The organism is Candidatus Thiodiazotropha sp. AKAK2, assembly GCF_058244685.1.
Map to the genome: position 1 here is coordinate 12,797 of NZ_JBSYOP010000029.1, position 25,283 is coordinate 38,079.

Here is a 25,283-nt window from a genome sequence, read left to right on the forward strand (position 1 = left end):
AAACCATGGATCAGACCACGCCAACAGTCTATGTAGTGGATGATGACGAAGAGGTGCGCAGTGCTCTGAAGTTGTTATTCGAATCGGTTGGCTTGCCAGTGGTCTGCTTTGCCTCTGCACTGGAGTATCTCGATCGCTTCGATGAGTCCCTGCCGGGTTGTCTGGTGGTGGATATCCGCATGCCGGGTATGAGCGGCCTGGATATGCAGGAGAAGTTGAATGAGCTGCCGCTGCATCCTCCGGTGATCATCATTACCGGGCATGGCGATGTGCCAATGGCGGTTCGTGCCGTTCAGGCGGGTGCGGTGGATTTTATCGAAAAACCGTTTCGCGACCAGATTCTGCTCGACAGTGTCCACCGGGCGATCGAGATGGATGCGGAGAAGCGGGGTGAGGCCTCTCGGCTGTCTGAGATCCGTGAGCATCTGAATCAGCTGACACCCAGGGAGCGGGAGGTGCTCGACCTGGTTATCAGCGGTATGAGGAATAAGAATATCTCCGAGCAGCTGGGGATTACCCTGTCGACCGTGGAAGCTCATCGCTCCCGGGTGATGGAGAAGATGCAGGCTGACTCACTCTCTCATCTTATGCGGATGATGCTTACCCTGGAGAATGAGTAGTTATTCCTGTGGCGGCATAGTGGCTTACATACCGCCCCAGTGTTGAAGCGGCTAAAGTCACCGGCTATGGTATCGGTAGAGTTCGGTGATAGGGGGATAGTGGCGAAAATCCGGTGGTACCCGTAGCGATCTACCAGGCGAACTGAGGCTTCTGAATATCAGGGTTGTGGAAAACCACAACCACCGGTCGCGTATGTTGGAATTTTAACAGCACTTAAAGGGCTGGATAATAGCGTCTCCCCATTTACGTCCGGAGCGGATATCGGGGAGATCATCGCCAGTTGGATGGCTGGAAGGCAGGTATAGACAGGCGCCTTCCGGTGATTCAACTGGTTTTTTTAAATCCGGCAACCTAATCGATCCGATGCCATGGCAGTAATGCGTCCGATCCGTTAGCTTGCCGGACAAGCTGTAGAAAACACAAAATCAGGGTGAGTCAGCGTGTTTGCCGGGGAACCGGTGATGCCAGTTTCTCAAACGCTGAACGGGTTGTAACCCAAAGCGGCAGATCGATAACCGCCGGGTAGACCATCCCTAGGGCCTGTAAACAGGCGACAATAACCGGAGGGTGATACAAGAATGAGTATTTCACGTCGTGAATTCCTACGAATGATGGGCTTTGCCGGTGCCGCCGGTATGATGCCTTCGTCTGTGTTCGCCGCAGCCAAGCAGCCAGCGGATCTCTATGAGGTTCCGAAGTTCGGTAACGTCTCCCTGCTTCACATAACCGATACCCATGCACAACTCAATCCCATCTACTTTCGAGAGCCGAATGTCAATCTGGGCATAGGTTACGCTTTCAACAAGGCTCCGCATCTGGTTGGCGATAATCTACTCAAACATTTTGGTATCACGCCCGGGACGGTTGAATCCCACGCCTTCAGCTATCTCGATTTCGATAGTGCGGCAGGCAAATTCGGTAAGGTCGGTGGTTTTGCCCACCTGAAAACCCTGGTGCAGCGAATTCGAGACGATCGTGGACCAGGTAACAGCTTACTGATGGATGGTGGTGATACCTGGCAGGGTTCTGGTACCGCCTACTGGACGCGCGGACAGGATATGGTCGGTGCCTGTAACCGACTGGGTGTCGATGTGATGACCGGGCACTGGGAATTCACCTATCTCGATAAAGAGGTGATTGACAACATCAATGCCTTCAAGGGTGACTTCGTTGCACAGAATGTGTTGGTCAGAGACGAGGCGCTGTTTGACTACAATTTTGCCGATTTCGAAGGCTTTGACGAAGATTCCGGTAATGCCTTCAAGCCCTATGTGATGAAGCAGGTCGGTGGCGCCCGTGTGGCAGTCATCGGTCAGGCGTTCCCCTATACGCCGATTGCCAATCCCCAGCGTTTTATCCCCGACTGGACATTCGGTATCCAGGATGACCTGATGCAGGGTGTGGTCGATATGGTGCGGGAGAATGAAAAACCGGATGTGGTGGTGGTGCTCTCCCACAACGGTATGGATGTGGATCTGAAGATGGCTTCCCGGGTCTCCGGTATCGATGTGATCTTTGGTGGTCACACCCATGATGGCATGCCGGCACCCACAGTGGTTAAAAACTCTGGCGGAAAGACCCTGGTGACCAACGCAGGTTCCAACGGAAAATTCCTCGGTGTCATGGATCTGGATGTGAAGGGAGGCAAGGTACGCGACTTCCGCTATCGTCTGTTGCCGGTCTTCTCCAATATTCTGCCGGCAGACAAAGCGATGCAGGCCTATATCGATGAGGTGCGTGCACCTTATGCGAAACAGCTCAATGAAGAGCTGGCAGTCGCCGAGGAGACACTCTATCGTCGGGGTAACTTCAACGGCACCTTCGATCAGGTCATCTGTGATGCTCTGACCACGGTGAATGATGCCCAGATCTCCCTCTCTCCCGGTTTCCGCTGGGGTACCAGTGTTCTACCGGGGCAGAAGATCACCATGGACAATGTGATGGATCAGACCTGTATCACCTATCCTGAAACCTATCGCAGAGAGATGAAGGGTTCAGAGATCAAGGCGATCCTGGAGGATGTCTGCGACAATCTGTTCAACAAGGACCCCTACTATCAGCAGGGTGGTGATATGGTGCGTGTGGGTGGTCTCGATTACGCTTGTGAACCGGGTGCGGGGTTTGGTAAGCGAATCACCGATATGGCACTCAACGACGGCACCAAGGTCGAGGCGAATAAGAGCTACACCGTGTCCGGTTGGGCGACGGTTGGATCGAAAGCCCCTGGTGAGCCAATCTGGGATGTGGTTGCCAAATATCTGCGCGATCAGAAGACCGTTAAGATCAAGAAACTCAATACACCGAAGTTGGTTGGTGTAAAGGACAATCCTGGGTTGGCTGACTATCCCTACTGATTGTTATCGGGTGCGGCTTTGCCGCGCCCTGTTTTTGATTGGTCCGCAAATGAACGTTAATGAACGTTAATGAACGCAAATTAAGAGTCGCAAATTGAAATAGTGTTTGGATTGGACTCAATCCTAGCAGCAACATGCTCAGTGACGTTTTTAATGGCAATAGATGGTGATTGGCGCCATTCACGGCTTGATTCAACGGCTCCGGGCCGATCCGTCACTCAACAACCATTAGCGTTTATTCGCCTTCATTTGCGGACTTAATTCTTAAAGAACTCTGCTTCGCTCTATTGTCGTCAGCGGCTAATGGCGGTGATGGGCGCCCATTCATGGCATGGTCTGCTGTGCTTAACAAAACTCCACTTCTGAATAGCTGCCGAGATAGCCCAGGCGGTTGAACCTCAGGCAGCGCTGTCGACGCCAACTCGTGATGATGTGCTGTTCCGCCTTGCGGTGAGTGTCGTCGAGCAGTATCAGGCAGGTCGTTGAGAGCTGCTTGCCCATGATCGGCAACAGTCCATAACGTCCACCGGGAATCGAGCCTGGTGGTCCGTCACAGATAACCAGTTCGAAGGGGGTTTGGAGGTCGAGAGCTGGGGGGGTGTACCAGCGAAAATCTCCATAGTCGTTCAGTGGTGTATGAATCAGTTTTACGTGTTGAAATCCGAGTCGTTCGAGGATCAGTTGCAGGTGTCTGTACCACTCCAGATTGTGTTCGAAGACAACGAAATCCCGCTGCTTGTTCTGGCTCAGCATGGCAATCAGCAGGGTGGTCGCGCCAGATCCGCACTCCAGGATAGGGCCTTTCGAATTCACTACCCGATCACCAACATGGCGTAGATAGGAGATACCGGCAGCATAGCCGATATTACCCCAGGCGACAGCCAGCAAAAAGATATCAAATCGATTGATGGTCGTTCGATCTGTGGCAGTCTTTAAACGGCTACTGACCAAGGAGAGCAGCCAGATTTTGAGGGCGAAACGCTGTTGTTTAAATCTAATCATATCGTCAATTGATTCAACTCTATTCAACAGGGTGTTATCGGTCAGTATCACCAGCTGGTTAAGATCATAAGATACAGCCTGAGGCTGTTATATTGAACTACTGCTCGATCCTACTTTAATTTGTAAACAGATCTTAACCCAGTGCTGTTACATTAGTGTTAATCAATCAATGCAGCTGCCGGGATAATTTAGATGATCAAATGGGAAACTCTGGACCGGGATGCACAGATCAAACTCCGCGAGGAATTTGGCCACCATCTTGATACATTGCCTCCGACCTGCTCTCTGGATATGAAGGTTGCCCGCTTCAAGGAATGGCTGAGGGAAAAGGGCATCTCAATTGAGATGGAAAAGGGTTGATATCGGGGTTCAAGTCGAATATGCAATACGGCTTTATTGAATTTTGTGATTGAAGTATTTTCAGAGTCGAGGAAATCCGCAATACTTACAATTCGTGTTTGTCTTAAAAACATGATGACAACTCAAAAAAATAAACCGATTGCATCAATGGCAGAGACAAGCTGTTATCATTACTCCCATCCCCGTGTTCCATCGATTTTTTTCAGTCTGAATTGCGCTCCATGACTACCCGGTTTTCCTCACTAAAACTCGCCCCCGCCTTGTTGGGTAATCTTGAATCCCTGGGCTATCTTCAAATGACGCCTATCCAAGCGGAGAGTCTGCCCCATGTGCTGGCCGGAAGGGATCTTATTGCCCGGGCCAAGACCGGTAGCGGCAAAACCGTTGCCTTCGGGCTTGGTCTGCTTAGCCATCTCAAACAACAATCCTTTTCGGTACAGGCACTGGTGCTATGTCCAACCCGAGAACTGGCTGACCAGGTAGCCAAGGAGTTGCGTCGCTTGGCCCGCACCAGCGCAAATACCAAGATCATTACACTCTGTGGTGGCACCCCCTTTGGACCACAGATAGGTTCGCTGGAACATGGAGCGCACATCGTGGTCGGTACGCCGGGGCGTATCCTCAAGCATCTGGCGAAGGGTACCCTCTCACTCGACAGTGTGGGTACCGTGGTGCTCGACGAGGCAGACAGAATGCTCGACATGGGCTTTCATGATGATATGACCGAGATCCTCTCAGTTACCCCATCACAGCGGCAAACGCTGCTCTTCTCCGCTACCTATCCGGAGACCATACGAGAGCTGAGCAGTGCTTTCCAAAGCAATCCGATTGAAGTGACTGTCGACTCACATCACAGCGATCTCAAGATCAGCCAGCACTTCTACGAGGTCGGAAAAGGCAAGCGTACTCAAACTCTGGCTGCCCTGCTGGCGCAATACAAGCCAATATCCAGCGTTGTCTTTTGTCATACCAAATTACAATCCCAGGAAGTCGCTGAGGAGTTACAGCAACGGGGCATTCAGGCTCTGGCGCTGCACGGGGATCTGGAACAAAAAGAGCGTGACCTGGTATTGGTGCGTTTCGCCAATGGCAGTGTACCTGTTCTGGTAGCCACCGACGTGGCCGCTCGCGGCCTCGACATCAAAGAGCTTGGGGCGGTAATCAATTACGAACTGCCAAGGGATCCAGAGATCTATGTTCACCGAATCGGTCGTACTGGACGAGCCGGGAACAAAGGTCTGGCGCTCAATCTGTTCATCGCATCAGAGGCCAATCGTGTGAATGCCATCGAAGCCTATCTGAATTCCAAAGTACGCCTGGAGCAACCACCTGGCCTCGAACTGCCAGAGAGTTTCAGCATAACCGCGCCAAATGTCACGCTCTGTATTGATGGCGGCCGCAAAGAAAAAGTCCGTCCGGGTGATATTCTCGGCGCATTGACTGCCAATGGTGCGATCGCTGGAAATAGGGTTGGAAAGATCGACATCTTCGATCATCTTGCCTATGTCGCTGTCGATCGCAGTGTGCGTAAAATAGCACTTCGCATTTTGTCCGAGAACAACATCAAGGGGCGTCGTTTCAAAGTGCGAATGAAACACTGGATGTCTTGAACATTAGGGCAGACAGGATCTGTTGTAGTCAAAAAAGCGATGCTTGGACTGTGTTATGGCTGACGACGGAATTCCAACAGAGTCGATCCTTCACGCATCTCCCGATTCACTTTTCGGAGTTGTGATTAAGGGGTAATTCCATCGTGAAGCTGACCCCATCCGGTAGATTCACCGCCCACACCATGCCATGGTGAAACTCGGCAATCAGCCTTACCAGATAGAGCCCGAGACCGAGGTGGGGTTGCTGATCAGCAGATGATGAGCGATGGCTGCTCATCGATCTGAACAGGTTTTGCTGTGTCCTCTCATCCAGCGTTGGTCCCTGATTGATTACACTGATGGTGACTCTGTTTGCGTTTGCGGAATCAAGCTCAATCCGTATGGGGCTTCCTGGCAGGTGGAAATCCACGGCGTTGCTGACCAGTTTGTCCATTGCCTGGCAGATCAGTTCCGGGGAGACCTGACTGTTGATTGCATCTGCCGGTATGTTCGTTTCGAAGCTGATCGACTGATAGCTATCACTGTATCCTTGCGAAAGTCCTTGAATCAGCATCGTCAGATCGGTCTCAACCACTTCGGTTTGCTGCAGGGATTGCTCCAGTCGTGTGGCTTCCCGCAAGCGGGTCAAAATCTGGTTCAGCCTGTGGGTCCCCTCCTGGGCACGTTTTGCATAGAGTAATGCGGCCGAGGTTTGTTTATCGCTTTGTGGATTCGCCCCGATCTCTGCCTCCAGATTTTCCAGAGAGGATCTGATCACACTCAGCGGGGTTCGAAACTCATGTGCCAATCTTGAGGCCATGGATTCCAGGTAGTGGCTGTACTCCTTGGTCCGCTTCAATACGGCACTCAGACTGGCATCGAGCTGGCCCAGCTCATCCTTCTGTCGAGAGGCGGTTATCGGTTTGAGCAGTCGGCCATCCGGACTGACCGCCTGCTGGTATTTACCACTGAGACGGGTGATTCGGCTGGTGATGGATGAGGCCAGCAGCAGTAGGCTGCCGCCGGTAACAATGAACAATCCCAGACTGATCAACAGCAGATCCTCAATCGCGCTCTGCTGCAGTATCAATATCTCCTGGCTGCTCTGCTCGACGACCAGCGCGGCCATGATTTCCCCGTTCACTCTGATCGGATAGGCGCTTGAGAGCATGGTCAGATTGGTGCCCGCTGCCTGATAGCGATAGACGGAGCCTTCACCGGAGAGAGCCTGTCGAATCTCCGGGCCATCGAGGCGGCCGAGTCTCTCACGCTCGCTGAAGGGTTCAGCTTGATCCTCAGCAAGGATCAGGGAGATCAGCCGCTGTGGCAGACTCTCCAGCTCGTGGTTGGCCCTATGGACCACCCCATGACGCCCAATCACCTGGCGTTGAGGATTGAGCAGCGTATAGCGATGAGTGTTGTCGGCCAGCCCGCGTAGTAAAGTCTCCACCTCTGGTGTGGGCAGGGTGAGATAGGCAAGACCAGTGTTGCGTTGCAGGCCTGAGGTGGCAAGTTTTACAGCGGGCTTTTGCGCCGCCTGGTCGTAATCGATCACCGCTACGGAGATTCTGCCTGCTGTCAGGTGGCGGGGCAGGCGCAGCTCGACACGATAGCCCGCGTCTGTCTCCTGCCACTCACCGGACAACCCCGGAATTGGCCGGGCGTTATCCTGCTCCTGAACATGCACCCAGCCGGGTGCCGGTGTCCCGAGCCGCAGTTGTCTGGTGTCACCCCCGTCACCGGGTAGTGCAAGTATTAAATGATCGCCTGCGGCCAGGTTCTGCTCATTGGGAGGGTAGCTCAGTTGCTGATCCCTGACCTCCAGCAGCAGATAGAGGTCGTTGTCATGGAAACCGGCCAGCCAATCCAAGCTGAGTTTCCGCTTTTGTGAGCCAACTGAGTTGAAACTCTCTGCCTGTGGCTTGAGGCTGAGCCACTCATCCGCATACCCATCGATCACTGGAGGATTGTTCAGCGGGAAGGCGTAGAGTGAGGGGGTGATACCGGCATTGACCGGTTGTTGCGAAAGCCATTTCACCGATTGCACAGCCAGCAGATTGGCGATGATTTCGGCTCGGTTCATCAACAATTGCTGTTGCGCTTCTCTCAATGTCTGCTCCATCCCCTGCAGATATTGGTAACCGGCCCAGGGAATCAGTAACAGGGTGAGTGAGGCCAGCAGCAGCTTGAAGCGTAGTGAGCGAAGGAAGCCGGGAGCCGTCTGCACTGTTTAGGGTTTCCAGCGGTATCCCGCACCGTAGACCGTATCGATATGAGCGAACTCGGGATCGATTTCGAGGAATTTTCGTCGAATGCGTTTGATGTGGGTGGAGACACTGCTGCTGTCGACGTAGATATGGGCCTCCTCCATCAGCTTGTCCCGGCTGCGTACATGGCCCGGGTGGCGAACCAGGGCATGCAGCATCCAGAATTCGGTGACCGTCAGATGGAGAGGGGATTCACGCCACTCAGCCATGAGCCGCTCGACATCAATGCGAAGATCATTGCGTTGCAGCGGTTGCTGTGGCTCGTGTGGCTCCTGCATCGCCTCAATGCGGCGAAACAGAGCGGCTATCCGTGCCACCAGATGGGGCAGACTGGTCTCCTTGCTGATGTAGTCGTCAGCACCCAGGCGCAGCCCGGCGACGCTATCGAAATCGCTGTCCCTGGCGGTTAGAAAGATGATCGGCAGCGTGCTGGAGCGACTGCGAAGCTCACGACAGAGCTCAAATCCCCCATCCACATCATCCGCCAGGCCGATGTCCAGAATCACCAGGTCAGGCAGGTTGCCGGCAAAGGCGGAAAGAGCCTCTGCACGGCTGGCAAAACCCATGACGCTGTATCCTTGGCGGGTCAGAAAGTCGATCGTATTGTCCCGGATCGCCTGCTCGTCCTCGATGATGGCAATTTCTCTTTTGGCCACAGTGCAGTCTGGTTATCAGTTGAGTTAGGGTAAATCTATCGACCCATGGTTGGGCTCAGGTGTTTGATTATACCTGTAGAGCGGGTTTCTCACTATTGCTTGAGCTGTTTCCAGGGTTCGGAAACTCGGTAGTTGGTCGAGTTTGGTGGCCAATCGTCTACTTTTACAAGTCCGTAAATCAATCAGATCATTGGTGTCCATGTACGGCTGAAAAAATCAGCTTTAGCTTTGCAGTGTCTCTGCCAGGCGTTTCTGTGTGGGTAGGTTCTTAACCGGGATTTCCGGTGAAGGTCTGCCAATATAATATCCCTGCGCATAGATCACACCGATCTCTTTCAGCAGGATCAGAGTCGCTTCGTCTTCGACAAATTCGGCGACTGTATCCTTGCCCAGTGCGGTGGCCATCTCTGTCAGTGCCTTGACGAAAACCTGATCCATGGAGTTGGTGGGTAGCTGTCTGATGAAGGAGCCGTCGATCTTGACGATGTCCAACGGCAGTTCACGCAGATAGTAGAAGGATGAGAAGCCGACGCCGAAATCATCCAGTGCAAAGCGGCAGCCAATCGATTGCAGCTCTTTCATCAGCCGCTCGGCAGCATTCACATCGGCCAATGCAGCGGTCTCGGTCAACTCGAATACCAGTCTGGTCGGGTCGATACCGCTGCTGTTGACCAGGTGGGTCAGTTGGGGCAGTAGTTCCGGGTCATCGATCACCCGTCCCGACAGGTTGATCGACAGGGTGATATCGATATCCTGTTGGTTCAGACTGGCCAGCTTGGCGACGGATGCCCGCAAAACATAGCGATTGATCTGGTGGATCAGTCCGGTTCGCTCGGCAACCGGGATGAACTCACCGGGCATGGCGATCGAACCATCCTTCTCCACCATTCTGATCAGTACTTCGTAATGGGAGATGATGCCACTGCTGATCTCCAGGATTGGTTGGAAGTAGAGTATGAAGCCATCCTCGGAGAGGGCCTGTTCGATCTTGTCTTTCCAGGTGGCCCGGGCACTCATCTGTTCCCGTGCCTGTTCGCTGCTGGAGAAGAGATGCCACTGGTCACGGCCCGACTCTTTGGCCTGATACATGGCGAGATCCGCATTCGAGAGAAGTTCGTTGGCATTGCTACCGTGGTTTGGGTAGGCAACAACACCGATGCTGGCGGAGACCCGATGGCTGTGCCCCTTCAGCGGAATGGTGATCTTCTTCAGCTCGCTGAGAATTTTGTCCGCATAGCGAGTGGCGGCCGGTATATCGGCTTCCGGTATGACAATCGCGAACTCATCCCCCCCCAGTCGGGCGATGAGGTCGGTTGAGCGGGTGATCTCACGCAGTTTACGGGCTACGATCTGCAACATGGCGTCACCGGTGTGGTGTCCGCTGGAGTCGTTGATGTACTTGAACTGATCCAGATCGAAAAACAGCAATGCGCTGGAGTGGTTGTAACGCTCTGCCAGCGTGATGATCTTTTCAAACTCTGTCTGGAAGTAACGCCGGTTGTTGAGTTCGGTGAGCGGATCGTGATTGGCCAGCCAGGCCAACCGCTGTTCCGCCAGTTCCCGGTCGGTGATATCGAGCCCGATTGAGAGCACGACCGGTATGCCGGCAACCGGTTTTTCGATCAGATTGGAGTGAACCCAGGATATGGTTTTATTCTGCCCATCCGATGAGAAGGCTGAAGCGTCATGCTGGTAGACATGGATCATACCCTGCCTCAATCCATTCATTACCGGCAACATCTCATCGGCGACCTCGGCATTCATGTAGAGGTCGCTGAAGTAGCCGCTAGCCCGTCGATAATCATTGATACCAATAAATTTACACCCTTCGGTATTCATCGTCAGAATCGCGCCATCCATATCCTGAGTGAGGATGATCACCTGTGCACTGTTCATGATGGTGCTGAGGAAATCCCGCTCCCGCGCCAGCTCTTCGCTGCGTTTGATCAGGCTGTTGGTATTGTGGGCGATCTCTTCGTTGAGACTCTCCAGCGTATAGGTCAATTCAATGGCGGAGTCACTGGCGATGTCGATCTCATCCTGATACCAGTCGTGGTGTTTCAGACTGAGTGTTTGGCGGACCTGATCGAAGGCGTTTTTTGCCAGCAGAGGCAGGCTGTCTGAGATCATCAGCAGACGTTTCATCGGATTCCAGAGTACGGCCGCCAGCATCAGTTCCGAGAGAATGAAGCCGAGGATGCCGATCAATACCGACTGGGTGGTTGCCTGACGGATCTGCCGTACCACCGGTGTGATATTACTCACCAGAATGAAATCCGCTGAAAGCACCGAGGCATCACTGCTGGCCGGAACCAGATTGAAGGTGTAATCCCTGCCGTTGTAGCTGGCTGTGTGTCCCTCATCGATCAGGGTTTTCAGATCAACTTTTTCAGCCGTATCCTGGAACAGAGGCAAAAGTTTTTTCAGGTTGCTTGAGGCGCTGATGTGACGCTGCCAATTACCTAAAAAACGGGAGTGGTGGGCAAATTGGGAGGGCTGATCGAGATGGCTGATGACCGCAATATCGGTCTTTGCCAGCTCATTGAATTCAATAATCAGGTCGGCGATGGATCGTCCCACCAGGATGACTCCGGCGTGCTCACCCTTATACAACAGAGGCGTGGCCACGTACTGGCTGCAGCGGATATTACATTGCAGCATAGTCATGGGCGTTTCCAGCCTGTTGACCGAGTTGACCAGTTCAGTGAAGGGGGCGCCGAGACTGCCGGTCTGCCAATTAAACTCTAATACATTTTCATTACTGTAGTAGGCCGCCTCTTCAAGCCCCCACTCCATCTCCAGGGTGACTGCGCTGTGCAGGAAGAAGGTCTGCAGTTTTTCACTCAGTGGAATATTCGTGTCCTGGCTGGCCGCTTCTGCCAGGGAGGGAATCATCAGCGCAATCTGTTCCAGACGAAAGAAACTGGTATCCAGTAACGACTTGACCTGCCTGTTCTGCTGTTCATGAATCTGCTGTTGATAGGTCTCGAACAACTTCAGTTGCTGCAGATAACCCATGCCAGCCAGGCCGGCATTCATGATCAGCACCACCAGACTGAACAGCAGCATGACCTTCCACTTCAGACTGAGGAAGTAGGGCTGTTTCTCTGCCTGGTGTTCTTCTATTATGCCATTCAGATTCTGTTGCGGCATCGATTTGCTCAAAAACTGTAGGAGACGAGCAATGAGAAGAGGTTCCAGTTACGTGACCGCTCATTCGGTGGTGGATTTTCCAGGTTGGAGAGAAAAATCGTGCCATCCACCTGACTGAATTCACTCCGAACGATCAATCCTTCCGTTACCTCCCAGAGTAGACCCAGAGTGGAGACCCTGCTATAGAAATTGTGCGCTTCCAATCCCAGACGCTGAGCTGTCTTTTTACCTCGTTTGTCCTCCTTGTCGTAGTGGCTCTCCTCATATCGGGCAAACAGTTCCAGATCATCCCATAGACGATAGGTGCCTTGCAGGTAGTAGCCATCCAGGGTTGTATCACCGGCATCCATCACTCCGCCGAAACCGGAGTAGTTAAGTGGCTCCTGCATATACTCTAAGGTCAGACTCCAGCTGCCGCTGTTGTATTGTGCCGAAAGGACTCGGTAATCGATCTCTATCTCACCATCCGGCAACATACTGGTCTCGGCATCGAGGGTTAACTGGGCGCTGCTGTAGGCAAGATTGAAGCGCCCTCCATCCCACTCGTAGAGTAGACGGCCACCCAAGGTCAGCCCATCCTGTTCCATTTCTGGATCGACCAGTGGGTTGAGGTAAGACTTTTCAACATTTTCATCGATTGGGGTTTTTCCTCCAATCAAACGGATGGAAAAACGGTGCTCATCGACTTGCATATCGCCAAACAGCTGAGCGCCGTCATTCGAAAGCACCATGTTTCTCACCCGGTCCCAGTAGATCGCTTGGGGCATGAAGATGCCGGGACGGGTTGCTGCCACATCCCGGGTGTCGTTGTAGAGACCGAAAGGGTTCTTGTAACGACCTACGATGATGCCAACGCGATTGGCATCCGCTGTATAGATCGTGGAGTCGAGTTGTGCATAATCGAGGTCCAGGGAACCGTCGTACATCTCTCCCGCGCGGCGGGAGAGGAGTTGGACTGATGCCATGGTGCTCGGTGTGAACCGATAGGAGCTGTTGATCCCCAGCTCCCGGAAATCCCAGCTGCCATCCTGGCTGTCACCGAAAAAGCTGTTCTCAGTTGTCTTCACGTAGGCCTGGGTCAGGAAGCCATGCACCTGCAGAGCCCCGTCCAACTGGTCGAGTTGAGACGCTGATAAACCATTGACAGATAACAGCAGTAGCGCCAGCAGCCTCATGGCCCAGCACTTATTCAACGGAGAGCTTCCGTACACGCTCATTGATATAGTCCTCGGTAAGATAGCCGATAGCGCCGGGTGTATTTTCAATCTGTTCCAGCATCTCTGATTCAGTATTGACCTTCATGGGGGCCTGTCCCATTCCGGAGTAGATCTGCCGATTCCAGGCGCGACGCAACTGGTGGGGAAAAACCCCAAGTACATGTTTACTGAAGTCGGCGTGTTGTGAAGTTTTATCCCCCATAACGAAGACGCGTATCGGCTTGCCATTCGGCCACTGGGTCATACGCATACTAAAAATGGAACGCAGGGTATTGCGGGAAAGACTCTCGTAATCGATGTCCCGATTGATCACCAGATCGACGGAATTTGCTGAACTGGTTAGGCAGAGCAGCAAACCGACTGCAAATGCGCGATAGTTGGTTGTCATTTTTTTAAGGGCAGTTCCTTGCAGATGCTATTCCATGTCGGCATTCTCCATCAGTAACTTTAGTCCATAATTAGATTATGGTTTTTTAAACAGCTAATGGAACTGCCACTCCGTCACAGCTTTCAGGAAGCGCAGTTCCATGCCATCTCCCCAGACGTCCTAGGTGCGCGTCGACCTCCCCGTATTCCCTTGAATCGACTCACAGCTCCGCTGTCTATTGTAGGCAAGGTTTTGACTGCTGCCATATTTCTGCCACATTTCGCCACTCATTCGCCACCATTTTGCTCCATGCAGGCCATTTCTCTGGCGTGTAATTACTCCCGCAAAGCAAAGAATTCCGGCGCCGGCACGGAGTGCCAATAAACACCATGGATGGTGCGCTGGTTCAACATCCAGGAGTTAGCAAAATGAAAAAACATCTTATCATCGTATCCCTTGCCGGTCTGCTGCTGCAGACACCTGCGTTTGCCCAGGAGCAAGTTGAAACGGCACCAAAAGAGGGCTTCTACGGTTCGCTGCTCGGTATGCTGGCCGGTGGCCTGCTGGGTGGACCGCCGGGAGCGGTACTCGGTTTTACCAGCGGAGCGGTAATCGGCGACCTTCATGCCGAGAATGAAAAGTTGGAGTTGGCCGCGAAAGCCCCGCCAAAATCCCAGTCTGAGTCGGATTTCCTTCTCGCTCAGGCCCATCAGCAGCAGTTCGAGCAACAGCAGCAGGATGGCTCGCTGCTGGCACTGCAGGAGGGATTCAGTTTCTGTCTGGGATTTCGTACCGGCAGCAGTCAGATTGAACCGAAGATGGTTGAGCAACTGAACTCCCTGGCGGAGATGCTCAAAGCCTTTCCCCAGTTTCAGCTGCTGGTCGAAGCCGGGGCCGACCAGCGTGGTACGGAGTCGTTCAATCATCAGCTGAGCCGTCAGCGCGCTGAAGCAGTGGCAACCATGCTGATCGATGCAGGACTCTCATCAGAACGCATCAAACTGCGTTATCAGGGGGAGTCGGCAGCCATCTACCCGCTGACCGATGTGGAAGGACTCGCCTTTGACCGTATGGTGCAGCTCACCCTGCTGCATGGCGATGCCTCATGAAAGGCAGGCTTCAGCCGATCAGCGAAGCCTTTGTCTACGGCTCGCCGGAACAGATCCTCAGCTTTAGCTATCGCCGGGTTGCAGCCGCTCCCCGGCGGGCCGTAAAGGGGAAAAAAGTGCAACTGGGAGGTCGCAATGGGTGTAAGCACAGAAACTGATTTTAAACCACCAAATAAGGTTCAATTCAGCCGGGCCTTTATCGTCGATATGCTGTTTACCCTGCTGGCAGCGGTAATGACCGGACTGTCCGCTGGCGTGTTGCTGATCCTGCTGGTATTCGGCTGGAGTAGTGCACAGGCGGATCCAGCCGGTGAAACCGCGGCGGGGCTGCAGCTGATGAGCCTGGATGGTCGTCAGATCGAGATGGCACCACTGCTCAACACCCGAGTCGAGATCGATGTGGCCGGTATGCTGGCCTGGGTGAAAGTGGAGCAGGTCTTTACCAATCCCAGCCAGCTCTGGATGGAGGGTAACTACCAGTTTCCTCTGGCCGAAGGGAGTGCTGTGGAACGGATGAGGATGCAGATCGGCAAGCGGCACATTGAAGGGGTGATCGAGGAGAAGGCGGCGGCCAAACGGATCTTCAGGCAGGCCAGAGAGGCGGGCAAAAAGGCCAGTCTGCTGTCTCAGCAGAGGCCTAATATTTTTACCCTTTCAGCAACCAATATTGCACCAGGTGAGCAGGTGCGGGTAACGATCGAATTTCAGCAGACCGTGCATTACTCCGGAGAGGAGTTTGAACTGCGCTTCCCTATGGTGGTTGCACCCCGCTATATCCCGAATCAGTTGTCGCTGGATGAGGCAGCTTCCCTATCACCACCGGTGATTGCTGAAGGCGCCGGCCTGATCAATCCCCTGGCGATGGAGGTTCGGATCGATGCCGGTATGCCACTGTCACAGGTGGTCAGCCGCTATCACCGTATAGTGGAAGAGCGGAAAGAGCCGGGCGTGGTCCATCTTCGATTGGCGGACGGTGAGGTGCAGGCAGATCGGGATATTGTCATCAACTGGCGACCTAAGATCGGTGCAGAGCCGGAACTGGCCCTGTTTCGCGAACAGTGGCAGGGTCAGGACTATGCCCTGCTGATGCTGATGCCACCGGCGTCAGCAACAGCAGCGGAAGCGCTCTCCAGGGAGCTGGTGTTCATTATCGATCGTTCCGGATCGATGAGCGGTCCTTCCATGGCGCAGGCTAAAGCCGCCCTGAGACTGGCGGTCAGCCGTCTGCAGCCGGATGACCGGTTCAATCTGATCGCCTTCAACAATCGCAGTCAATCCCTGTTCTCCAATCCCCAGTCCGCAACCGACACCAATCAGCAGCGGGCGTTGGCTTTTATCGATCGGCTGCGAGCCGATGGAGGAACCGAGATGATGCCGGCCCTTGAGCTGGCGCTGAACCAGCAGGCCCAGATGGAGCGCTTGCGCCAGATTGTCTTTCTCACCGATGGCAGTGTGGGCAATGAGCCGCAACTGTTCTCCCTGATCCAGGACAAGCTGGGCGATAGCCGGCTCTTCACGGTCGGTATCGGATCCGCGCCGAACAGCCACTTCATGCAACGCGCCGCCGATTTTGGCCGTGGCTCGTTCAGCTACATTGGGGATATTTCCGAGGTCTCAAGCACCATGCAGGCACTTTTTACGAAGCTTGAGCACCCCAGCATGAGAGATATTCGGCTCGGCTGGCAGGGCCGGGGAGAGTTGGATGTAGAGCCGGGGCGCCTACCCGACCTCTATCTTGGCGAACCTCTGCTACTGGCCCTTAAAGGGAGCGACCTCGATGGTCTGCTGCAGGTCGTGGGTGAGCGGGATGGTGTGGCCTGGAGACGACTGGTCGATCTTGGCCAGGGTGAGACTCAGCGTCCAGGAGTTCATGCCCTGTGGGCCAGGGAGCGGATCAGATCGATCATGGCCTCGACCACCACGACCACGCCTCAACAGCGGCGTGAAGCGGTCCTGAAAATCGCCTTGGAGCATCAACTGATCTCACCCTATACCAGCCTGGTGGCCGTTGAGAAGACCCCGGTGCGTCCTCAGAACGAGTCACTTCACGGTGGTGATCTACCGGTCAGTCTGCCCGCCGGCTGGTCTGCGCAGGCGGTATTTGGTCGCCTGCCCAGGACGGCTACCGGTGCACCGCTCAATCTGTTGCTCGGTATCGGTCTGTTGGGCCTGGCCTGGATAACCCTGCGTTTCGCTTCGAGGATCACTGGCCGATGGGTTTGAGAGTGGCTCAGGCAATGGCCTTGCTGATGGCGCTATTTGGCTGCGGTATGGTGGTAAACGGGCTCTGGATCGAAGCCAAGGCCTGGCTCGCCGAGGGGTTGATCGATCTTGCCTGGCAGCGGACGCTGAACGGTCAGCGGCAGGTGACCCCCTGGCCCTGGGCCGATACCTGGCCGGTAGCCCGGCTCGAATCACCCCGCCTTGGGGTGAGTCGTCTGGTGCTGAGTGGCGACAGTGGCTCAACGCTGGCCTTTGGTCCGGGCTGGGCGGAACAGAGTACCCTGCCCGGTGGAGTGGGGCGCAGTTTTGTCTCCGGCCATCGTGATACCCATTTTCGTTTTCTCGAAGATCTGCAGATCGGTGATATTCTCAAGCTTCAGGGAGGTGATGGCAGAGAGATGGATTATCGGGTGGTTGAGCGCCTGGTGGTGGATCAGCGGGCCGGTTGGCAGATCCCCCTGACTGGCCCTCAGGAGCTGTTGCTGATCACTTGCTTCCCGTTTGATGCCCTGATGCCTGGAGGGCCTCTTCGCTACATTGTGCGTGCTGAAATCACCGGTTGAATCCACATTTGTGAGCGTTTCAGGTTAGAATCAAGTATCCGTCACCATCGGGTCGGCTATCCGCTCCGATGGTGTCGCACTGGAATCGTCAAATAGTTAAAAAACCGTCGATGAAGCCGATCCGAATCTTCCGCCATATGGTCTGTAAACCTCCGGGCTATCTGGGGGACTATCTGCAGCAACGATCCATACCCTGGGAGTTGGTTTGTGTGGATGAGGCCAATCCGGTCCCCCAGAGCACGGATGATGTCTCCGCACTGGTCTTTATGGGGGCGGGTGTGAGTGTCAATGACCAGCTCTCCTGGATGGAGGGGGAGCTGGCACTGATCCGCAAGGCGATTGAACAGGATCTGCCGATCCTGGGGATCTGTTTCGGCGCCCAGATGATCAGTCGGGCGCTGGGTGGTGAGGTGACCCGGGGTGACGACATGGAGATCGGTTGGCATCCGGTGCGGGGGATTCCGCAGCATGACCAGGCGGGCTGGCTGCAGGGCTTGCCGGAGCAGTTCATGGCCTTTCACTGGCATGCGGATACCTTCACTTTACCTGCCGGCAGCCGATGGATCATGGAGAGTGACTGCTACCCCCACCAGGGATTTGCCTTGGGGGATCATCTGGGCCTGCAGTTTCATCTGGAGATGACACAGCCGATGATCAGGAACTGGATTGAACGATATGGCAGCGATCTGGAGACTCACACGACCTGTCGCCAATCTGTCGAGACTATCTTGAAGAATCTGGATCTGCAGATTGACCGGCTGCATGAGATCTCCGCTATTATCTACGGTAACTGGCTGAACAGAGTGCTATGCAGGGTATGAGGTTTTGGATTCTACTACTGGTTTCTGGCTGGGCACTGGCTGCCCAGGCCTCTTCCAATGCGCCACTTGAGGCTGTCATGGAGCGGTTGGATGGGGATGCCGGGCAGCGTATCGCCGCCCGTTTCGAACAGGTCGGTGTCGATTTTCCGCCCCAGCGGGTGCAGCTGATCGCATTGAAAGAGAGCCGCCGTCTGGAGCTGTGGGCCTATTCACAACAGCGTTGGTGGTTCATCCACGACTACGCGATGTTTGCCGCCAGCGGTGAGGCTGGACCCAAGCTGCGGGAGGGTGACAAACAGGTGCCGGAAGGTTTTTACCGCATCGTCGGCCTCAACCCCAACAGCCATTTTCATCTGTCGATGAGGCTCAACTACCCAAACGCCTTCGATTGGGTGCAGGCGGGTCGTGAGGATCGTCATAAACCCGGCTCGAACATCTATATCCACGGTAGTGCCTGGTCGGCCGGTTGCCTGGCCATCGGCAATCACTACATCGAGGAACTTTTCTACCTGGTGGCCAGGCTGGGTGTGGAGAAGGCCGCTGTGCTGATCGTCCCCTATGATTTCCGCAGCCGGGCAATCACGGCGACAGAAGAGCCTGCCTGGCTGGATGATCTCTACGGCTATCTGAAATTGCGCCTGGCTAAGTTTCCGTTGTCAGAGAAGCGGTTAGGCTGTGGTTTGGGTTGCACCAGGGTTGGCTATGGAGCGCAATTGGCACCAAATTGAGCCTACCCGGCGTTTGTTGTAAAACTCACCTCAGGCAGGCTCACTGCGTGTGACGTTGAACGGGCTGACTAGCCGCGCTGCAGACTACTTCAAATTCGCCAGATAGGTCGCCACAGCCTCCATGTCCTGGTCATTCAGGCGGATGGCAACGCCAGTCATCCAGACATTGGTCCGTTTGCCGGTACGATCCCGGAACTCTTTCAGCATCTTCACCACATAGTCGTAGCGCTGACCAGCCAATCGGGCATAGCCCTCCTGACCCCGGCCATTATCCCCATGACACTCCACACAGACCTCTTTGTAGATCCGCTGGCCTTCCTGCATCAACTCCGGTTTACCACCGCCGGAGAGTCTCATATCCATCTCTGCATAGTAGATGGCAATTTTGATCTTATCCTCAAGGGTGAAGGTTTTGGCCAGATTGCTCATCAGATAGTCGTTGCGACGACCATCGCCGAAGCGTTGAAACTGATCAACGATATAGACTGGATTCTGACCTGCCAGATTGGGCGTCAAAGGTTGTGTGGCCATACCGTCATCGCCATGGCAGGTATTGCACAATACCGTCCTGTTGCGGCCCTCTTTGGCCATACGCTTCTTCATTTTTTCATTGTTGGCAATCTCGGCAATGCGCTTTTCGAGCATGTTTCTCAGCTGCATCGCCTGATCGGAATCCACCTCTGCGATCACTGCCTGTTGCGCCGACAACAGCAGAAACAGAAGGGGGATAGAGAGTAATGGCTTAAAATAGCTAGACATCGCTTGCATACTTATTCCTAACGCTGTTCAGTGTCCATGTCAGTATTTAGCGACCGTCGTTTTTGAGACTTGATTCACGAAATTGAATTTTAGGCATTAATTGCCTGAAATCATCGATTTAATTCAATTTTGCAAAGCCATAAACGGGAACTGCCGGGCTTTTTTGCCTGTCGGCTAGGGTATCATGCCGCCTGGAACGCGTGCACAGTGGAAAACCTTCCAGCCGCGACTGATTGACTGATAGTACCGGAAACCTGATTCAGCATGGCGAAGCCCCGTAAAAAATCCGTTCGTAAACAGCGCAAGCCGAAACGGGGTGTTTCATGGCGGCGTTGGCTGTGGCTGATGGTGATCACCCTGATGCTGGCCATGTTGTTGTACACCCTCTACCTGGATCGGGTGGTTCAGGCCCGCTTTGAGGGGCAGCGCTGGTCTCTACCAGCCAAAGTCTACGGTCGTTCACTCGATCTCTATCCCGGCGCACCGGTGACCCTGAACCACCTGGAGCAGACCCTGTTGGGACTGGGGTACCGTCAGGCCAAACACCCGGATCGGCCCGGTGAATACTCCAGCTACCGGGGTCGGGTGCTGCTGCGTACCCGGGCATTTCGCTTTCCCGATATCGATCGCCCCAGCGACTATCTGGAGGTCACTTTGGGCAGCCAGGGGGTTAGGTCCCTGAAACGGGCATCGAGCGGTGAACCAGTTGGCCACTATCGCATCGAACCCAGGCTGATCGGCAGTCTCAGGTCCGCCCATGGTGAGGATCGTATCCTGATGAGCCGGGATGAGCTCCCTGAACGGTTGGTTGCTGCCCTGATCGCTGTGGAGGATCGGAATTTTTATCACCACTTCGGTGTCGATCCGATCGCGATCGCTAGAGCTCTGTGGGCCAATCTGAGAGCCAAACGTGTGGTGCAGGGGGGGAGTACCCTGACCCAGCAACTGGTCAAAAACTTTTTTCTCAACCCGGAGCGGAGTCTGTGGCGTAAATTCAATGAGGCGCTGATGGCGGTGATTCTCGATTGGCGCTACAGCAAGGATGAGATTCTGCAGGCCTATTCTAATGAGATCTATCTGGGGCAGCAGGGTGGTCGCGCAATCCACGGTTTTGCGCTGGCCAGCCGTTTCTATTTCAACCGTCCGCTCGAGGAGCTCGATCTGCCTCGTGTGGCGATGCTGGTGACGCTGGTGCGTGGACCCTCGGCCTACGATCCCAGGCGTCACCCGAAACAGGCCAAACAGCGCCGCCATCTGGTGCTTCAGCTGATGCGTGATCAGGGGGTGATCGATGCCCAGCAGGCGGCCAAGGCTCAACAGGCTCCTTTGGGTGTTGAGCAGGGTAGTCTGCACAGTTCCGGCAGCCCGGCGTTCATGGATCTGGTGAAGCGCCAATTGCGTCGGGACTACAAAGAGGCGGATCTGAATGCGGGTGGCTTAAGGGTCTTTTCAACCCTCGATCCCTGGCTTCAGGAGCGCGCGGAACTGGCTTTGTCAAAACAGCTCAAAGCGCTGGAAAAGGCACGGGGGATAGCCGCAGGCAGTCTGCAGGGTGCCGTTACCCTGGCCGATGTGGAGACGGGTGAAGTGACGGCACTGGTCGGTGATCGAAACCCCCGCTACGCAGGATTCAACCGGGCACTCGATGCGGTACGGCCTGTTGGTTCGCTGATCAAGCCAGCGATCTATCTCAGTGCCCTGAACCAGCCGGGACGCTATCAGCTGTTTACACCCCTGGAAGACAAGCCGATTCGCATCAAAGGGGCCAATGGTGAGATCTGGGCGCCGGATAATTACGACAATCTGATCCATGAGGATGTCAATCTGCAGCAAGCTTTGGTGGAGTCGCTGAATCTGGCGACGGTCCATTTGGGGCTCACTGTCGGCTTGAAATCGGTGCTCGACAGCCTCTACCAGCTGGGTATCAGACGGCCGATCTCCGCCTATCCCTCCCTGCTGCTGGGTGCGGTCTCACTGTCGCCTCTTGAGATGACCCAGATGTACCAGACGCTGGCAAACGGAGGCTTCAGTGCGACACTGAAGTCGATTCGGGAGGTTACCGACAGCCAGGGCGAACCGCTCTCCCGCTACCCTCTGGAGATCGAGTCCAGAGCCGATAGCAAAGCGGTCTATCTGTTGCGACAGGCGCTCCAGGAGGTTACCCGCAGCGGTACCGGTAAGGCGTTACAATGGTTATTGCCGGCTAACATTACAGTCGCCGGCAAGACCGGTACCACCGATAAGCTACGCGATAGCTGGTTTGCCGGCTTTGACCGTCGGCGGGTATCGGTGGCCTGGATCGGTCGTGATGACAATGCGCCAACCGGATTGACAGGCTCATCCGGCGCTATGCGGGTCTGGGCAGAACTGATGAACAGTATCGGTATCCAGTCACTGCTCGAGGATCTGCCAAGAGGCGTTGAGATGGTGGCCATAGATCCGGTTTCCGGGCTGCGGGGTGAGGGGTGTCGGGGTGCGGTAGACTATCCTGTTATCAGCGGGTCGATCACACTGGATAACGCGCCCTGTGCCAATAGCCATTCACTCATGGATGACGGGGTGGAGTGGTTGCAGGGTTTGTTCAGATAGTCTTAGCACCTGTTAACAGGCCCTAACCTGAATGGCACTTAACTTAAGCACTAATACTCATTGCATCTCGTTTTATCAGAGGGTTTTGGTGGGGCATGGCCCCACCCTACACCATGAATTCAACAGTAGGGTGGGGCCATGCCCCACCAAATAACGCTTAAGTAAGCCCCATTCGGCCCTAGCCTGTGTGTTGGCCCGGTCGTATAGTTTACTGTATTACATTTTACAAACGGCCACCCTTGGATTTTATTCTGTTGATGGATTGAGTGATGCGAAATGCGAAAGCAGTGGAAGATAGGCTACAATCCCGCCTGGACCTCAATCTCAATTCCGGGAGTTAAGGCTTGAGCGTATACGAAGCTGACAAGTTGATCAGTCAGGCCAGGGTACTGGCTGCCGAGTATCGGCGTACCATGGGTAAGCCGCTGCCTGGCATCAGTAATGAAATTGCCGAATTCGATGCGATCAAATTATTGCAGCTGGAGCCCAACAACACGCCAGAGGGGGGCTTTAACGCCATTGATCCTGAGCGTGACGGTAAACGCATCCAGATAAAATCCCGTACCATTTTCGATGAGAGCAAATCGGGACAGCGCATTGGTCAGCTGAAGCTGGAGAAGAGCTGGGACAGTGTGGTGCTGGTCCTCATGGATGAAGATTATGAACCCTATGAGATCTATGAAGCGGAACGGGAAGAGATTCTCGAATATATCGAGGAGAGCAGTAGCAACCGGGCCAAACGGGGGGCGATGTCAGTGGCCCGATTCAAAATCATTGGAAGACTCGCCTGGACCAGAGAGAGTGGTCTTGAAGAGGAAGTCTGGGATAACCAGTCAGATTGAGTTTTCTCACCCGATAGGTCGACACATTTTATCGCAGTACCCAGCTTTTCAATCCAATGCATCCTCCAGTCACTGAATCATGAAAGAGATTGCCGAGATCTTCGCTCCTGAAGGCTGGCTTGCCAGTCGTATCGAGGGTTTCTCCTATCGGCCGCAGCAGCAGGAGATGGCACAGCAGGTTGCTGAGATCATGCAACAGGGTGGTGTGCTGATCTGTGAAGCGGGAACCGGGACCGGCAAGACCTTCGCCTATCTGGTGCCGGCACTGATGTCCGGGCGCAAGGTGGTCATCTCCACCGGCACAAAAAATCTTCAGGATCAGCTCTATCACCGCGACCTGCCAAAGGTGCGTCAGAGCCTCTCCAGTCCGGTCAGTACGGCACTGCTGAAAGGACGCTCCAATTATCTCTGTATCCATCGACTGGAAAACACCCTGGTGGAAGAGATACGTCTGACCAAACAACAACTCGGACAGTTGCAGGAGATCCGCGAATGGTCCACCGCAACCAAAAGCGGTGATATCGGCGACATGTCGGAGATTCCGGAGGATGCCTCGATCTGGCCGGTGGTCACCTCCACCACGGACAACTGTCTGGGACAGGAGTGCAGCGCCTACAGCAAATGCTACCTGGTAGAGGCAAGAAAACGGGCCCAGGAGGCGGATCTGGTAGTCATCAATCACCACCTTCTGTGTGCAGACCTGGCGCTCAAAGAGGAGGGCTTTGGTGAACTGCTGCCCAGCGCCGACTGTTTTATTCTTGATGAGGCCCATCAGCTGCCGGAGGTGGCCGGCAACTTTTTCGGCGTCACCCTCAGTGGTCGTCAGCTGAATGAGCTGGCCAAGGATTGCATCACCGAGTATCACAAGGAGGCCAAGGATACCCCGCAACTGATGGATCGTGCAGAGGCGCTGAAGCGGGCATCCCAGAATCTGCGGCTGGCTTTCGGTCTGGAGGTGCGACGTGGCGCCTGGTCCGATCTCTCAGACAATCCATCGGTCAATGTGCAGTTGGAAAATCTACAGCAGGCGCTGGATGATCTGCTTGAAGCACTGACTGCCATCGAAGGTCGGGGTAAGGGGCTGGACAGTATCAAGGAGCGTTGTGAAGTTCAGATCCAGCGGTTACAGGGGCTGTTGGATGATCAGGCCGAGGAGTCGATCCGCTGGTATGAGACCCAGCGCCAGAGCTTTCGCTTGAATCGCACCCCATTGGATATCGCGAATATCTTTCGTGGTGTGATGAAGGCTCACCATGCCGCATGGATCTTTACCTCGGCGACCCTGGCGGTTGGTGACAGCTTTGATCACTTCGCCAACCAGCTGGGTCTGCAGGAGGCGAAGACCCACTGTTGGGACAGTCCCTTCGACTACCCAAGGCAGGCTGTCTGGTATGTCCCGCAGGGTCTGCCGGAGCCTTCGGATGCGAACTTCAACCGGACCGTCTCGGATCTCTCTCTGCCGATCCTCGAAGCGAGTAACGGACGGGCCTTTCTGCTCTATACCAGCCACCGGGCTCTGCAGGAGGCGGCGGAGTATCTGCAGGATAAACTCGACTATCCGATGCTGGTGCAGGGTACGGCCCCACGCACCGAGCTGGTGGAGCAGTTTCGTGAACTGGGGAATGCGGTGTTGTTGGGGACATCCAGTTTCTGGGAAGGGATCGATGTGCGTGGTGAGGCACTCTCTTGTGTCATTATCGACAAGCTGCCCTTCGCCTCTCCCGGCGATCCGGTATTGCAGGCCCGCATCGATGCGCTGCGCCAGCAGGGTGGTAATCCTTTCATGACCTTTCAACTGCCCCAGGCGGCAATTGCCCTGAAGCAGGGAGCGGGTCGTCTGATCCGGGATGAGACTGATCGTGGGGTGCTGGTGATCTGTGATCCGAGATTGCTGAACAAGCCCTACGGTAAAGTCTTCATCCGCAGTCTGCCGCCGATGACCAAGACCCGGGATCTGAGTGTTGTGCAGCGGTTTTTCTCATTGATGGGGGTACTGCAAAAACAGGCAGAGTAATGATTAGATCACCGGGTTAACAAGCACTGGTAAACGTCGACCACGATCA

General features: G+C 54.7%; 20 protein-coding genes. 13 read left to right on the forward strand and 7 right to left on the reverse strand.

The window, feature by feature from the left end; genetic code table 11:
• Positions 1-5 precede the first annotated feature (5 nt).
• Both AC4IE8_RS12585 and soxB read left to right on the forward strand, forming a co-directional pair.
• The gene (locus tag AC4IE8_RS12585) at positions 6-620 is read left to right on the forward strand and encodes a response regulator transcription factor (RefSeq protein WP_068991107.1); all 615 of its coding nucleotides are present in this window, start codon (positions 6-8) and stop codon (positions 618-620) included.
• Positions 621-1,199: 579 nt separating this feature from the next.
• Complete coding sequence (soxB, locus tag AC4IE8_RS12590) at positions 1,200-2,975, forward strand: thiosulfohydrolase SoxB (protein ID WP_068991108.1); 1,776 nt, start codon at positions 1,200-1,202, stop codon at positions 2,973-2,975.
• Between the two features lie 345 nt (positions 2,976-3,320).
• Here the strand turns inward: soxB and AC4IE8_RS12595 are convergent, their stop codons facing one another.
• On the reverse strand, positions 3,321-3,977 hold the full coding sequence (locus tag AC4IE8_RS12595; protein ID WP_490791162.1) for a hypothetical protein: 657 nt from the start codon (positions 3,975-3,977) through the stop codon (positions 3,321-3,323).
• 192 nt (positions 3,978-4,169) lie between these two features.
• Between AC4IE8_RS12595 and AC4IE8_RS12600 the strand changes: the two genes are divergently transcribed.
• Complete coding sequence (locus AC4IE8_RS12600; protein WP_490791163.1) at positions 4,170-4,337, forward strand: hypothetical protein; 168 nt, start codon at positions 4,170-4,172, stop codon at positions 4,335-4,337.
• A 221-nt stretch (positions 4,338-4,558) separates the two neighbouring features.
• Positions 4,559-5,947, forward strand: a complete 1,389-nt coding sequence (gene dbpA / locus AC4IE8_RS12605) for an ATP-dependent RNA helicase DbpA (protein WP_068991112.1) — start codon at positions 4,559-4,561, stop codon at positions 5,945-5,947.
• A gap of 106 nt (positions 5,948-6,053) precedes the next feature.
• Here the strand turns inward: dbpA and AC4IE8_RS12610 are convergent, their stop codons facing one another.
• The 5 genes from AC4IE8_RS12610 to AC4IE8_RS12630 all read right to left on the reverse strand — a co-directional run bounded on the left by AC4IE8_RS12610 (position 6,054) and on the right by AC4IE8_RS12630 (position 13,607).
• Entirely contained in the window at positions 6,054-8,153 is a 2,100-nt protein-coding gene (locus tag AC4IE8_RS12610) for an ATP-binding protein (RefSeq protein WP_068991115.1), read from the reverse strand.
• A 3-nt stretch (positions 8,154-8,156) separates the two neighbouring features.
• Positions 8,157-8,849 carry a proteobacterial dedicated sortase system response regulator gene (pdsR, locus tag AC4IE8_RS12615; RefSeq protein ID WP_068991120.1) on the reverse strand — a complete coding sequence of 231 codons (693 nt, stop codon included), beginning with the start codon at positions 8,847-8,849 and terminating at the stop codon, positions 8,157-8,159.
• Between the two features lie 222 nt (positions 8,850-9,071).
• Positions 9,072-12,002: an EAL domain-containing protein gene (locus tag AC4IE8_RS12620; protein ID WP_083226037.1), complete on the reverse strand. Its 2,931-nt coding sequence runs from the start codon at positions 12,000-12,002 to the stop codon at positions 9,072-9,074.
• Positions 12,003-12,010: 8 nt separating this feature from the next.
• Positions 12,011-13,219, reverse strand: coding sequence for a porin family protein (locus AC4IE8_RS12625; protein WP_490791164.1), 1,209 nt, complete (start codon positions 13,217-13,219; stop codon positions 12,011-12,013).
• Positions 13,188-13,607 carry a substrate-binding domain-containing protein gene (locus tag AC4IE8_RS12630; RefSeq protein ID WP_490791165.1) on the reverse strand — a complete coding sequence of 140 codons (420 nt, stop codon included), beginning with the start codon at positions 13,605-13,607 and terminating at the stop codon, positions 13,188-13,190. Before AC4IE8_RS12630 ends, AC4IE8_RS12625 begins: the two co-directional genes overlap by 32 nt.
• A 407-nt stretch (positions 13,608-14,014) precedes the next feature.
• On the opposite strand from AC4IE8_RS12630, the gene AC4IE8_RS12635 reads away from it, so the two are divergent.
• The 6 genes from AC4IE8_RS12635 (at position 14,015) to AC4IE8_RS12660 (ending at position 19,030) form a co-directional block, all read left to right on the forward strand.
• Complete coding sequence (locus AC4IE8_RS12635; protein ID WP_490791166.1) at positions 14,015-14,695, forward strand: OmpA family protein; 681 nt, start codon at positions 14,015-14,017, stop codon at positions 14,693-14,695.
• Positions 14,692-14,853, forward strand: coding sequence for a hypothetical protein (locus tag AC4IE8_RS12640; protein ID WP_490791167.1), 162 nt, complete (start codon positions 14,692-14,694; stop codon positions 14,851-14,853). Before AC4IE8_RS12635 ends, AC4IE8_RS12640 begins: the two co-directional genes overlap by 4 nt.
• Positions 14,831-16,918 carry a marine proteobacterial sortase target protein gene (locus AC4IE8_RS12645; RefSeq protein WP_490791168.1) on the forward strand — a complete coding sequence of 696 codons (2,088 nt, stop codon included), beginning with the start codon at positions 14,831-14,833 and terminating at the stop codon, positions 16,916-16,918. The genes AC4IE8_RS12640 and AC4IE8_RS12645 overlap by 23 nt, the downstream gene beginning before the upstream one ends.
• Positions 16,909-17,481, forward strand: coding sequence for a class GN sortase (locus AC4IE8_RS12650; protein WP_083226040.1), 573 nt, complete (start codon positions 16,909-16,911; stop codon positions 17,479-17,481). Before AC4IE8_RS12645 ends, AC4IE8_RS12650 begins: the two co-directional genes overlap by 10 nt.
• A 110-nt stretch (positions 17,482-17,591) precedes the next feature.
• Positions 17,592-18,302 carry a type 1 glutamine amidotransferase gene (locus AC4IE8_RS12655; RefSeq protein ID WP_490791169.1) on the forward strand — a complete coding sequence of 237 codons (711 nt, stop codon included), beginning with the start codon at positions 17,592-17,594 and terminating at the stop codon, positions 18,300-18,302.
• On the forward strand, positions 18,299-19,030 hold the full coding sequence (locus tag AC4IE8_RS12660; RefSeq protein WP_490791170.1) for a L,D-transpeptidase family protein: 732 nt from the start codon (positions 18,299-18,301) through the stop codon (positions 19,028-19,030). The genes AC4IE8_RS12655 and AC4IE8_RS12660 overlap by 4 nt, the downstream gene beginning before the upstream one ends.
• Positions 19,031-19,114: 84 nt before the next feature.
• Here the strand turns inward: AC4IE8_RS12660 and AC4IE8_RS12665 are convergent, their stop codons facing one another.
• Positions 19,115-19,789 carry a c-type cytochrome gene (locus AC4IE8_RS12665; protein WP_490791171.1) on the reverse strand — a complete coding sequence of 225 codons (675 nt, stop codon included), beginning with the start codon at positions 19,787-19,789 and terminating at the stop codon, positions 19,115-19,117.
• A gap of 264 nt (positions 19,790-20,053) precedes the next feature.
• Here AC4IE8_RS12665 and mrcB point away from each other — a divergent pair, with 264 nt between their 5' ends.
• The 3 genes from mrcB to yoaA all read left to right on the forward strand — a co-directional run bounded on the left by mrcB (position 20,054) and on the right by yoaA (position 25,234).
• On the forward strand, positions 20,054-22,378 hold the full coding sequence (gene mrcB, locus AC4IE8_RS12670; RefSeq protein WP_490791172.1) for a penicillin-binding protein 1B: 2,325 nt from the start codon (positions 20,054-20,056) through the stop codon (positions 22,376-22,378).
• A 344-nt stretch (positions 22,379-22,722) separates the two neighbouring features.
• Positions 22,723-23,220: a hypothetical protein gene (locus AC4IE8_RS12675; protein WP_068991147.1), complete on the forward strand. Its 498-nt coding sequence runs from the start codon at positions 22,723-22,725 to the stop codon at positions 23,218-23,220.
• A 79-nt stretch (positions 23,221-23,299) separates the two neighbouring features.
• Positions 23,300-25,234, forward strand: coding sequence for a DNA repair helicase YoaA (gene yoaA / locus AC4IE8_RS12680; protein ID WP_068991150.1), 1,935 nt, complete (start codon positions 23,300-23,302; stop codon positions 25,232-25,234).
• Positions 25,235-25,283: the final 49 nt, after the last annotated feature.